At 40.6% G+C, this 13,298-nt stretch carries 10 protein-coding genes; 4 read left to right on the forward strand and 6 right to left on the reverse strand.

Features of this window, described 5'->3' with window-relative positions:
- Nucleotides 1–3: 3 nt before the first annotated feature.
- Entirely contained in the window at nt 4–990 is a 987-nt protein-coding gene (gene nrdF / locus B3139_RS13610) for a class 1b ribonucleoside-diphosphate reductase subunit beta (protein WP_209578155.1), read from the forward strand.
- A gap of 226 nt (nt 991–1,216) precedes the next feature.
- On the opposite strand, the gene B3139_RS13615 is transcribed toward nrdF, so the two are convergent.
- From B3139_RS13615 to B3139_RS13640, 6 genes are all read right to left on the reverse strand, one after another.
- A complete protein-coding gene (locus tag B3139_RS13615; RefSeq protein ID WP_293883967.1) occupies nt 1,217–2,779 on the reverse strand; it encodes a RagB/SusD family nutrient uptake outer membrane protein in 1,563 nt (520 codons plus the stop codon).
- An 18-nt stretch (nt 2,780–2,797) separates the two neighbouring features.
- On the reverse strand, nt 2,798–5,980 hold the full coding sequence (locus B3139_RS13620) for a SusC/RagA family TonB-linked outer membrane protein (protein ID WP_293883969.1): 3,183 nt from the start codon (nt 5,978–5,980) through the stop codon (nt 2,798–2,800).
- 403 nt (nt 5,981–6,383) lie between these two features.
- On the reverse strand, nt 6,384–8,099 hold the full coding sequence (locus B3139_RS13625) for a GMC oxidoreductase (protein ID WP_293883971.1): 1,716 nt from the start codon (nt 8,097–8,099) through the stop codon (nt 6,384–6,386).
- Between the two features lie 7 nt (nt 8,100–8,106).
- A complete protein-coding gene (locus B3139_RS13630) occupies nt 8,107–8,595 on the reverse strand; it encodes a gluconate 2-dehydrogenase subunit 3 family protein (RefSeq protein WP_293883973.1) in 489 nt (162 codons plus the stop codon).
- Nucleotides 8,596–8,682: 87 nt separating this feature from the next.
- A complete protein-coding gene (locus B3139_RS13635; protein WP_293883975.1) occupies nt 8,683–9,342 on the reverse strand; it encodes an HAD family hydrolase in 660 nt (219 codons plus the stop codon).
- 36 nt (nt 9,343–9,378) lie between these two features.
- Complete coding sequence (locus tag B3139_RS13640) at nt 9,379–10,014, reverse strand: DUF6266 family protein (protein WP_293883977.1); 636 nt, start codon at nt 10,012–10,014, stop codon at nt 9,379–9,381.
- A gap of 372 nt (nt 10,015–10,386) precedes the next feature.
- Here B3139_RS13640 and B3139_RS13645 point away from each other — a divergent pair, with 372 nt between their 5' ends.
- From B3139_RS13645 to bcp, 3 genes are all read left to right on the forward strand, one after another.
- Nucleotides 10,387–10,998 carry a fumarylacetoacetate hydrolase family protein gene (locus tag B3139_RS13645; RefSeq protein ID WP_293883978.1) on the forward strand — a complete coding sequence of 204 codons (612 nt, stop codon included), beginning with the start codon at nt 10,387–10,389 and terminating at the stop codon, nt 10,996–10,998.
- Nucleotides 10,999–11,010: 12 nt separating this feature from the next.
- The gene (locus B3139_RS13650; protein WP_293883979.1) at nt 11,011–12,735 is read left to right on the forward strand and encodes a M23 family metallopeptidase; all 1,725 of its coding nucleotides are present in this window, start codon (nt 11,011–11,013) and stop codon (nt 12,733–12,735) included.
- 74 nt (nt 12,736–12,809) lie between these two features.
- Complete coding sequence (bcp, locus tag B3139_RS13655; RefSeq protein WP_293883980.1) at nt 12,810–13,271, forward strand: thioredoxin-dependent thiol peroxidase; 462 nt, start codon at nt 12,810–12,812, stop codon at nt 13,269–13,271.
- Nucleotides 13,272–13,298: the final 27 nt, after the last annotated feature.

Genomic DNA, 13,298 nt, shown 5'->3' on the forward strand with positions numbered 1-13,298 from the left:
AAAATGAGTAAAACATATAAAGCCGTCAACTGGAATACCCCCGAGAACGATTATGTATTAATGTTCTGGGAACAAAATATCCGTCAATTCTGGATCGACACAGAATACATTCCATCGAAAGATATTGATAGTTGGAAACGTATCAGTCCAGAAATGAAAGATGCGTATAAAAAAGCATTGGGTGGCTTAACCTTATTGGATACCCTTCAGAGTCATACGGGTATGCCTAAGATCATCGATCATATCGACACATTACAGAATAAAGCAGTATTGTCCTATATGTGTATGATGGAAGCTATCCATGCAAAATCGTATTCCACTATTTTCACGACAGTTTCTACAACCGCTGAAATCAACGATATTTTCGAATGGGTTCAGCAAAATAAATACTTACAATACAAAGCGCAAACAATCGATGGTTATTATCGTGCGATCGATAAAGAAGATGCTTCAGAAGAAGAAATCTATATGGCGATGGCTTCTTCGGTATTATTGGAGTCCTTCCTGTTCTATTCCGGGTTCTTCCTACCGTTATGGTTATGTGGACAAGGCGAGATGGTCGCATCAGCTGATATCATTAAAAAAATCATCGCTGATGAATCGATACATGGCGTATTCGTAGGATTGATCGCCCAAGATCAATTCAAAAAATTAAAAAATCAAGATCAGGTCAAAGCACGTTTCTTGGCACTTCTTTACAATTTGTATGAGAATGAATTGAAATATACCGAAGAGATCTATACCGAAGTGGGCTTAACTGCCGAGGTGAAAGAATATGTTCGTTATAATGCCAACAAAGCGTTAATGAATCTTGGATTTGATCCGATCTTCGAAGTAAAACAGGTCAATCCAATCGTATTGAATGGATTGAATACCGAGACAACACAACATGATTTCTTCTCCAAGAAATCAACTAACTACGAAAAAGCAACTGAGATTGTTCATCTAAAAGATGATGACTTTAAAATGGATGTGGTCGTAGATATATAATATTGGCGATAACGTAAAAAAGCCGTTAAGATCAATTCTTAACGGCTTTTTTTATGTGGCTCCGATACCCGACCAACACTGAACAGTCACTGATTTTTTTGCGTGAAGGAGCATTAGACAAAGCGCTGGTTCTAAAATAACTTTGCTGATTCGGGATTTTCACCTATAAATCAGTTTAGATAGTCATGGCTATCCATTTTGATAGCCATGACCACTATTGAAAGATCTATTGATACCCTGGATTCTGAGTCAATTTATTGTTGCGTTGAATCTCATCAGGTGAAATAGGCCATAAGAGATCGGATTCTTTAAATGTCGCACCAGATGCGTTTTTCGCACCGATTAGCGGAACAAAATCTACTTTTCCGGCTTCTGTTGTGGAGATTACAGGGAACATCTTTGTACGTACAATATCATCCCACATTTTGTATTCCAGCGGTAATTCGCGTAGACGTTCTTTCCAGCATTCTTTGACAAAATTTTCTGCTGACAATCCTTGTAGTTCTGCCGTGAAAGCAGCAACGGATTTTCCAGCTGTGTTCGCACGTGCTTTGACCTGTGCTAAATATCCGGCAGCTTCAGCACTGACTCCAGTTGTTTTAGCGATACTTTCGGCCGCAGTTAACAAAGCTTCTGGATAACGGTAAAAATTCCAGTCCTTTGTCCCTCTTCCCGTCGTTAACAGAGCTTGCTCATCGACATAATACCATATACCAGCATCTTCTGAAGTCCATTTTTTACCATTAATCGGATTGGTATAAGACCAGTGATAGAACTGGTTAGGTTTGATCCGTAAATCATCTTTATCGTAAACATTCAAAAACTGTTTCGTAGGACCAAAAACACGCTCAAATATCGAATAAGTAGTAAATACCGAAACTGCGGACGAGCTAAAAGCAGTGGCTGTTCGCGCCCCACTATTGGCAATAATATCATCAAATTCTTGCGCATAGATAACCTCATCCAGATTATCCGTACGACGCAACAAGTTGTAGGCACTATTTTCTGCAAAGTCCGTATTTTGTGTCATCTTGTGCGGCGAGTTAACCACAATCTTAGCCATAGTAGCCGCATCGGCAAATTTACTTTGCTGCAAATAAACATCTGCCAACAGCATTGCCGCCACGTATTTTGTAATACGATGACCATTGTCTACGAACGTCTTGGCTGGCAGTACCTCTACAGCACTTTTCAGGTCTGTCTCTATCAATTCATAGATTTTCGTCGCCTCGGTACGTTCTAGATAAAGTGGATCGTTCAATGTCTCATTCGGGAGTGTATACAAGGGCACTGCTCCAAATGTTTTGACAAGATAAAAGTAGTTGTAGGCTCTAAAAAATTTGGCTTCAGCCAATAAGGTATTTTTCTTGGTCTCATTGACCATGTTTATCTGCGGGATGTACTTTACACCTGCATTAGCGATATTAATGGCTTCGTAAGCTCCATCCCAAATCGTATTCATTGTAGGAGATATTACGCTCGTATTTTGTTGTCGCGTCAACTCACGCGCAAACAAGGTGACACGCTCTTGCCCTTCATAACTATTCGTAAAATACCCGGTTAAAATGGTATTAATGGAAGCCGTAGAACCTAGATAGGAACCTGTTGTAGAATAACGTAATGGTGAACCCCGACGGTAAAGTGCATTTACAGTTGCTTCGGCCTGTCCTTCATTTTCATAATAACTAATTAATGACAGGTTAGAGCTAGGATTTTCGTCCAAAAATTTATTACAGGATGTTGTGAGAGCCAGTCCGGCCAATAACAACAGAAATAATTTATTCTTCATCTTTTTAAATTCTATGCATTAAAATGTAACATTAACACCCAAAGAGAATGTTTTCGCTCTAGGATAGGAGAAAAAGGTCATGTTTTGTCCAAATTTTCCATTCCCTTGTGCAGTAAATTGAGAAGTCATTTCTGGATCATACTGAGAAGTACTTTCCGGGTCGTAACCTTTAAAATCTTTTGATGTGAATAAGAATGGATTATTTGCATTCGCATAAACACGTAATCTGGATAATCCTATGCGCTTTAGTACGTCCGAATTAAACGTATAGCCAAATTGTATCAAATTTACACGCACATAAGAACCATCCGCAACCCAAGCATCGTCCACATTGGTGTCCTGACCAGCATGCCCTCCATTGGTCAGGTAGATCGCCTGTTGTTTGGTATCCGGATTTGAACCGTTATACGCATCCGTCAGGATTTCTTTTAGACCATTGGTAATACCAAAACGATCATACGTTGAATGGAAGAATTGTTGCATGACATCCACTCCCTTCACAAATTGTAGATCTAACGTAAAGTCGAAGTTTTTATAACGCAAGTTGTTGATTAAGCTACCGGTCCAATCTGGTAGACCTTTACCGATAATTTCTTTCTCGGTTGTGCGTTTTGCACGGCCAATTTGCTTCACCGTAGCGTTTCCAGCATCAACATCTGCTTTCGTGTAGACACCTAACCTTCTATAGCCGTAGAAGCTGTTGAGGTTTTCGCCAACGCGGATCACACTATTTGCACCACCGACCCAATCATTCTTTAAGATATCTGCATTGTTCTCCCCCAATTTCAATACCTTATTCTTGTTGTAGTTGGCGTTCAACGATGCTTTCCAATCAAAATTCTCATTGGTCACAATCGTACCGGTAATCATCATATCCAGACCTTGATTTTGTACGGCGCCGATATTTTTCATGACGGATTTGAAACCGGTCGCTCTTGGTATCGGTGTCTCCAACAGTAGGTCTGTTGTTTTTCGACGGTAATAAGAAACATCAAAATTTAGACGATTTTGAAGTAAACCCAATTCCACCCCAACATCAAACTGTGCAGTTTTCTCCCACTTTAAATCTTCATTTGAAATCGTGCTGACATAAGACCAGGGCGCCCGTGTATTATTTAATAAAATTGTACCAGCATCTACGATTGATAACGATCTATAAGGATCAATTTCAGAGTTCCCTGTCAAACCGTAACTTGTATGCAGCTTCAAGTTGCTAATGGTCTGACTATCCTTTAAAAATTCCTCGTTGGACACATTCCAAGCCAAACCTAATGAAGGGAAAAATGCATATTTATTGTTCTTGCCAAATTTCGATGAACCATCATAACGACTTGTAACTGTTGCAGAGTAGCGATTATCATACGAGTATGCTGCCCGCAAGAAATACGAATTCATCGCCCAATCATTGTAGAATGATTCAGGCGTAGCTGGCGTTACACCTAGGTTCATTCGATTATACTCATAGAAATCATCTGGGAATCCTTCCGTCCGCATTTTATCGTAGTCATAGGTCTTCTTTTGCCACGACAGACCTGCCATCGCATTGATGCGATGTTTATCAAATTGCTTATTATAGGTCAGATAGGTTTCTTCCTGCCAATACAGCGTATTCGTATGCGAACGTTCTGCCCAGCCATTTGGTCTGGAAATATTATTTAATAATTTTGAAGAGTATCCTTTATAGTCTTTTCTATGGTGATCAATCCCCAATTGCGTTTTCAAATCCAATCCATCGGCCAGATGAAACGTTAATGCCGCATTTCCAAAAATCTGTGTATTGTAGCGTAGGCGTTTTTGCAAATCCAAAATGGAAACCGGATTGGCCATTCCTTCAAAACTTAATTTTTCGGCTACCGTAGACGATGCAGAATTTGTATAGAGTCCATTTTTATCATAAACAGGATACCAAGGAATCATCTCGATCATGGTACGACGCGCTTCCTGTCCACCACCGTCTTCCGGCGTATAACGCCCCCAGGTGTGATTGACGGTTAAATTAATTGCTGTAGAGAGCCATGTTGTCGGTTTTGCATCATAAGCCATTTTTGCATTGATCCGCTTATTCCAGGTATTGTTCATGATTCCCTGTTGATCAGTATAATTCAAAAATGCACCAACAGATGATTTTTCATCACCTTGTTGCACATTTAATTGGTGGTTATGTGAAATGGCCGTACGGGTTGCCTCGCGTTGCCAATCGGTATCATACAGTGGATTGCCGTTTGCATCAAAATAGTCTGCATCATTAAACCACGTCTTTTTATCTAAAGACCATGACTTTCCTTGGTACTTATTTTCATTTTCCAACCCAATCATAAAGGCATCCACCCATTCCTGTGCATTGAGCAAATCCATGTATCGCTGAGCCGAGCTAACACCCGCCGATCCTTGATAGCTAATCGTTCGAGATCCATCTTTGTTTCCACGTTTTGTGGTTACCAAGATAACACCATTTGCTCCGCGCGCACCGTAGATTGCCGCAGAAGAAGCATCTTTTAAAACCTCTATGTTTTCAATATCATTCGGATTCAACAAATTGAAATCTTCCATCACGACTCCATCAACTACATATAATGGGTTGGAAGAAGAATTGATCGTTGCTACACCACGAATAACAACTCTATTCGCATTAGCACCAGGTTGGCTTGAATTCGAAAAGATATTTACCCCCGAAGCTTTGCCTCTCAAGGCATCTAAAGCACTGAAACTTTGATCTTTAATCAGGTCGGCTCCTTTAACCATCGCAATAGACCCCGTTACATCCGATTTACGCATGGTACCGTACCCTACAACGACAACTTCGTCCAATTGACTTTGATCATCGTCTAATTGCACGGAAACTGTTGTACCGGAAACAGTGACTTCTTTGGCTTTGTAACCAACGGAAGAAACTACCAGTACATCCCCCGATTTAGCATCTAGTGTAAAATTACCCAAGGCATCGGATTGCGTACCCTTTGAAGTACCTTTAACGGCGATGTTCACTCCCGAAATTGGCTTTCCGGTAGCATCCAATACTTTCCCTTTAACTTGTTGCTGCAAATGGCTCATCTCTTTCACGACGGATTTGCCCTCGTACTTGAATGAAGTTGCGACTGCGGCATTGGCTTGTTGGAAAGTACCAGCAATGACAGCTAATGAGAAAAATAGTTTTGATTTTTTCCCAAGCTGCGCAAGTGATTTTACGTCAACTTTGCTCATATTAATAGTGATTTGGTTTATAAAAACGTTTTAGCAAAATGAAGCTTAGAACGTCTAGTTTAATTTAGTTTCCCTTAATTGATGTTTTTTTGCAATCTACTGCTTGAAAAATTGCCTATTAGATTCCTTTTGCGTTCATTTACGATAAAATAAATAGCATCAGGTCTAAATATCTATGGAATTATTGTCTCACAGAATTCGCAATAAATTAGCTAAATCGCTTTTGCTTTTGTTGTAAAAATTTTTTGGTTTCCCAATTTTGGTTTTTTAATTGTCTATAAATTTTTGTCTTTCTTTTGGTTATTGTTTCTTGGTTGTAACATGTTATCCAGTTGGAAAGATAACATTTTATTTTTATTGGAGGAAGATTTTTTAAAAAAAATCTTCCTCCAATACCGCACTTTTAGATATTTCCTTTTTTCATTTCGCTGATCGCATAATCGACAGCCCGTGCCGAAAATGCCATATACGTCAATGAAGGATTTTGTGTTGATGTAGACGTCATACTGGCACCATCAGTGACAAATACATTTTTCACCGCATGCATTTGATTCCATTTGTTCAATACCGAAGTCTTCGGATCGTGTCCCATACGTGCACCGCCCATTTCATGAATATCCAAACCTGGAGCCTGCCAGTGTGTATCCGGACGAATATTTGTGAAGCCAGCATCTGTAAACATTTCCGTCATGACAGCGATGTAATCATTTTTCATTTTTTCATCGTTCTCATCATAATCGACAGCAATTTTTAATAGCGGAATGCCCCAGTCATCTTTTTTACTACTGTCTAATGAAACCATCCCCGATTCTTTTGGTATGGTTTCACCCATCATGTGAGATCCCACCTGCCACACACCTAATTTGGGATTTAACAAATTACTTTTCAGATCAAGTCCTAAACCCGAACGATCGGACTGTTTACCGCGCGAAGCTCCGAATCCGGCAGCATACCCCCTTAAAAAGTCGGTCTCCTGTTTATGCAAGTTCCTGAAACGTGGAATATATCCCCCACCCGCGGGATTCCGCCCTTCGGTTTTAAAATCCAACAGTCCTTCATATTCTGCATAGATACGCGCACTATAATTATGAAAGGCGACGTATTTGCCTAAAACTCCACTATCGTTGCCCAAACCATTTGGAAAACGGTTGGATGTAGAATTCAATAAGATCAAATTTGTATTGATTGCCGCCGCATTGACAAAAATTAGCTTAGCATAAAAATCAATTTCTTCTTTTGTATTGGTGTCAATCACACGTACGCCCACGGCTTTTCCTTTTTGTTCATCATACAGGATGGAGTGAACTACAGAAAATGGTCGTAAGGTCATATTTCCGGTCTTTGCGGCCCAAGGGATTGTCGTGGCATTCGAACTGAAATATCCACCGAAAGGGCATCCGCGCTGGCAAAGTACCCGATTTTGACACTGTACACGACCTTGCTCGATGTGAATGGGATTGGGCTTAGAGAGGTGTGCACAGCGGGCTGAAATTACCTTGCGTTCCGGAAATCTCTTTTGAACGCTTTCTTTAAAATACTTTTCAACAATATTTAAAGGGTATCCCGGCAGAAACTCACCATCTGGCAATTCTGGAAGTCCGTCGTGGTTTCCAGCAATGCCGGCAAATTTTTCGACGTAACTGTACCAAGGTGCTAAATCGGCGTAACGTATCGGCCAATCTACAGCAAAACCATCTCTGGCAGGGCCTTCAAAATCAAAATCAGACCAACGTTGTGTCTGTCTCGCCCATAACAGCGATTTACCCCCCACCTGGTATCCCCTGATCCAATCGAATGGCTTCTCCTGAATATACGGGTGCTCTTTATCCTTCACAAAAAAATGGGCTGCATCCTCATGAAATGCATAACATTTGCTGACGACTGGATTTTCTTCCTTTACTTTGAAAGGCATTTCGTTCCGATGCTCAAACTCCCAGGGCATCATATTGGTGGTTGGGTAATCTTTAATATGCTGAACATCACGTCCACGTTCCAACACCAATGTTTTTAACCCCTTCTCGCACAACTCTTTCGCGGACCATCCCCCGCTAATTCCAGAACCGATTACAATAGCATCGTAGGTCCTGTTTTTTTCACTGTCAATATTTAAGTTTGCCATGTGCTATTTACGCCTTAACTTTTACCTCACCATTATACGGACCCGGAATAAGTCTATAGATCACCTTATTCTTCATCACATATTCTGAGTTCATATACCCCTGAATTGCACGTGATTTGAAAGTTTCAAAAAAAGCCTTCTCGTCGGTTTGGTCTTTTAACGCCATCAATGTGGCCGCAGTCTCTGGACCATTTGCTAAATTTAACCGCTTCTTCAATGCGTTGAAACCTGCAACAAATTTAGCCTGATTTTCTGGCGACTCACAATCGTCCACCATTTTGATGACAAAAAGATGCAGATTCAGATCCTTTCCTCCCGGTGTATCCGATTTGGGAATCAATACGTCGGCGAGATTGCCCAAAAACTGCTCATCCTCCGCCGAAATCTTCAGCTTATTCAATACAATGGATGCACCACCATCATTCAGACAGGACGACAAGATTGTCAGTCCGCCTGCTACAATGAAAAATTGCTTTATCGCGGTTCTTCGGTTCATAATCAGAATTCCATTTACAATTCGGTAATATTACGTATATCCAAATAAAAATACAAATGCTAAAACGATTAAATTATCCGGCAATCCTTAAATCCATTGTGATAACAGCGCTTTTGCTTCAGATAAGTTTTCCACAATGTTATCCACAGCTGTTAGTCTAGCACGTTCTACCTCCTGTTTCGTCACCGCAATCAACCGCATACCCGCGCCCAAAGCCGATTTGCTTCCAGTTATCGTATCCTCAATAGCCACACAACTATCCGCTGCTAAGTTTAAGTTCGTCAATGCCAAACGGTATGGCTCCGGATTAGGCTTGGGAAATTCGACGCACTCACGGGTAACGAAAAATTCAAAATAATCCAAAAGCCCATGTTTACCCAAAACCGTATCTACCGTACTGCGGAAACTGGAGGTGACAAGTCCGATATGAATGCCGCTCTCTTTCAAAAACGTTAAGATTTCCCGGGCATCCGGCATCAATTCTATGTCGCTCATGTTGGAATCGGCATAAGCTGCACGTGTACGCTTCCACATATATTCTTCCGTCGTATCGTAGCCGTAGTCATCGACCAATCGCTTGACATTATGTGCTAAAGTATGCCCTGCAAAATCACGAATCCAATCTTCGTAGCTGATCACTAAATTAAATTCATCCTTTAATATCGGCGCCCAATTTTTGAAATAGAAATATTCCGAATCAATCAACGTTCCGTCTAGGTCAAATAACACTGCCTTAATTTTATCCATAGTGTTAAAGATACACAAGTAGGCTGAAAAATCCTATTAAATGACACCGCAATAGGTCGAATTGGAGAGTACACCTTGATAGGTATCCCAAAAACCGATGTAGACATGATAATCAAATTTGTCCATTTTAAATCTCGGGATCTCAACCGTACATTCACCCTGCCATGCATCCGCGATAGCCATTTTGAGATCCCCCTCCCTATCCAAACTGACCAAGGCCAAATTTAATTTAAAAGTGCTATCCCTGTATTTCGGATTCGGTATCCAGTGTAATTTCAGCAGATCATCCTCCCATCGAGCCTCAACACCTTCGGGTGACATGAGCTCCCCGACAAATACCTGCACTTTTTCCATATTAATAACAGGTCTATTTTCGACATCCAAATCAATCGCGTTTTTGAGAATCTGCTGTTGTGCAAGCTGAAATTTCCCAAGCCCCGATTTTTTAGATTCTTCAAATTGATACCCAAAGTTCACAATAGGCTTTATCCAACCACAAAACTTACCGGCCAATTTCATTTTTTCACGATGTGTCAATTGCGCGTGAGTTGGAGGTTTGGAACTCTTTCTACGTGAACCGCGTATCACCCATTTGCCATTGAGGTTATAACCATAGACTGAGCCCACTTTACCACGAAAACCACCATTCGGACCATCTTCTAATATTGCCATTTTTAAACCTTTTTATTGTAATGCTATAATCTATTTTACAGCCTAACAAATAATAGCCATCAATGTTTGATTTAGTTTAGTAATAAATTAGAATTTAGATAGGTTTAAGTTAGGTTTTAATTAGGCTATACCTAAACAAACCCTAACTAAACCCTAAGCTAACCCTAACTAAACCCTATGCAAATAGGCCATTTGACCTAGTGGATAATACAGGTTGTTTATCATCATTTTTGGATAAGGTTTGGACATTTACTAAGTTTGTTGAAGTGAGCTATACAGAAGGAATACCGCTTAACAGAGATATGCGATGGACGTCGAGCTTAAGTGCTCGCTAAGAAATCTAAAAGCTTCATCGCCTTAAAAATTTATATCATGAAAATAATTGCTATCGGTCGCAATTACATCGACCACGCTAAAGAACTCAATAATCCAGTCCCTGAAACTCCCATTATATTTTTAAAACCTGATACTGCGGTGTTAAAGGATAACAAAGATTTCTATTATCCTGAATTTTCAAAAAATATCCAGTTTGAAACCGAAGTCGTCCTTCGGATATGTAAGGAAGGAAAACATGTGACACCAAAATTTGCATCAACTTATTTCGATGCTGTCGGCCTGGGGATTGACTTTACCGCCAGGGATGTACAGCAAGAATTAAAAGCAAAAAGCCTTCCCTGGGAATTGGCAAAAGCATTTGACCATTCGGCAGTCATCAGCAACTTGATTCCTAAAGAAGAATTTGCGGAAGTAAATTCGATTGATTTCTCCCTGCAGCAAAATGGGCAAACAGTTCAACAGGGAAATACCAAGGACATGATATTTTCCTACGAAGATCTGATTGTCTACACCTCCAAATTTATTACCCTACGCAAAGGTGACCTCATTTACACCGGAACTCCAGTTGGTGTCGGATCTGTAGCCATCGGCGATTTATTGGAAGGTTTCATTGGCGAACAGAAGATGTTTAGCTGTAAAATCAAATAGCTGGGAAATAGCATGATAAAAAAAACGACAGCAATGCTCTCCCTGCTGGCCTGCATGACAGGTCTAATCAAGGGACAAGATATTATCAAAAGCCGCAATTATCCACAGAATTATTTTGTCCGCCCGATGGATATTCCTCCGCAGGCTTCGGGATCGTTTGGCGAATTGCGCGCGACGCATTTTCATGGCGGAGACGATTACCGTACACAACAACGTATAAATATACCTGTACACGCGGCAGCAGAAGGTTTTGTATCCCGTGTACGGGTACAAATTGGTGGTGGGGGCAATTATGTTTACATTGATCATCCGAATGGTTATACTTCTGTGTACATGCACCTCGAAAGTTTCAATTCGGATCTTGCGAAAATCGTCAAAGATGAGCAGTACAAACAAAAACGTTTTGATGTCGATGTATTTCTCAAACCCAACCAAGTTCCTGTAAGAAAAGGTGAATTTATTGCCAATTCAGGAAATACCGGTGGTTCAGCTGGCCCACATCTTCATTTCGAGATCCGGGATACAAAAGCACAATTGCCGCTTAATCCGCAATTGTTTGGCCTGTTGTTTCCAGACGGTGTAAAACCGATTATCCGCGGTATGACGGTCTACGATTTAGGTTCCGAAATATTCGACGAAAATACTCCTCGAAGACATCAAACGATCAAGTCGGCCGGCAATGGTACCTATAGCTTAGCGAGTACAGCGCCGATACCTGTGAATGGCACCTTTGGATTAGGAATCAACACCGTTGATAAACGGAGAGGCATCTCCTTTACGTATGGCGTGTATTCGATTGAACTATTTTTGGATAATAAAAACATCAGCACGGTACTGTTCGAATCCATTCCTTTTGATCAGACCCGTGCGATACAGTCCTACGTAGACTACCCTTACTTAAAAAAGTCGGGGGTACGCGTGCAAAAGAGCTTCAAAGATCCAAACAACCCGATCAACATCTTTAAAAACTTGGATAACCTCGGTAAAATAACGTTGAAAGACAATGAGGTCCATGATGTAAAATATGTGGTTAAAGATGTTCAAGGGAATACGAGTGAATTGAATTTTAAGGTACAAAACAATCTGTCGCTGTCAATCAGCCGCCCAACTGCGAAGGGCCTTAAAATGTTTCACTATGCCGACGAAAACAAATATGAAGCCGAGAACGCGCGTATTTACATGGGCAAAAACATCTTGTATGACGACCTTTACTTCAATTATACACAAGGAGCAAAACCAGCAAGGGGTTACTCGGCAATGCACTATATCCACAACGTGTATACACCGGTCTTCGGATACTACAAGCTCATGATCAAACCCGACTACACCCTGTCTGAAAACCTGTATGACAAAGCCTTGATCGTTTCTTCTGATGGCGGTGCACAAGGGGGTAAATATGAGAACGGCTGGGTGGTAGCCAATGTACGCGAATTTGGTGGTTTTTACATCGCTGTCGATACCATTGCACCGAATATCATTGCGCGTAACCTGACTGACGGCAAGAATGTATCTAATCAACGCTCCATCGATTTTACCATCAGCGACAATCTATCGGGTATAGCTACTTTTGACGCTTATATTGATGGGAAATGGGCGTTAATGAAATATGATCCTAAAACAAGACATATCTGGCATGACTTCGAACCAGACCTCAGCAGCGGCAGACACGACTTTAAACTTGAAGTGAAAGACAACAAAGGAAATGTAAAGACATACGAAGCTTCATTTATGAAATAGAGTCCTGATTTTCGGTAATAAATCAGCGGTTTTAAGATATTAATCGTATCTTAAATGACTAAATACAACGTATTATGGCAACACTAGAAGCAGGACAGAAAGCACCGGATTTCAGTGCAAAAAATCAACATGGCGAGACCGTCCATCTTTCCGATTTTAAAGGGCAAAAAGTTATTTTATATTTTTATCCCAAAGACAATACACCTGGCTGTACGACAGAAGCCTGTAACTTCAGGGACAATTATCAGTCTTTGAAAAAAGATGGTTTTGAGATCATAGGCGTAAGTGTGGACAATGAGGCATCACATCAAAAATTCATCAGTAAACATGAGCTACCTTTTCAGTTGCTTGTCGATGAAGACATGAAACTCGTCGAGGCTTATGGTGTATGGGTCGAAAAAAATATGTATGGCAAAAAGTATATGGGCACAGCACGTACTACCTTTGTGATTGATGCGGATGGTATTATCCAACATATAATCAAAAAAGTAGATAACAAAAATGCGTCTCAGCAGATCCGCGATTTAGGCGTTTAAAATCTAAATACTTATATCTATATTTGC

This window comes from Sphingobacterium sp. UBA1498, assembly GCF_002325125.1.
In the GTDB taxonomy this organism is placed as follows: domain Bacteria; phylum Bacteroidota; class Bacteroidia; order Sphingobacteriales; family Sphingobacteriaceae; genus Sphingobacterium.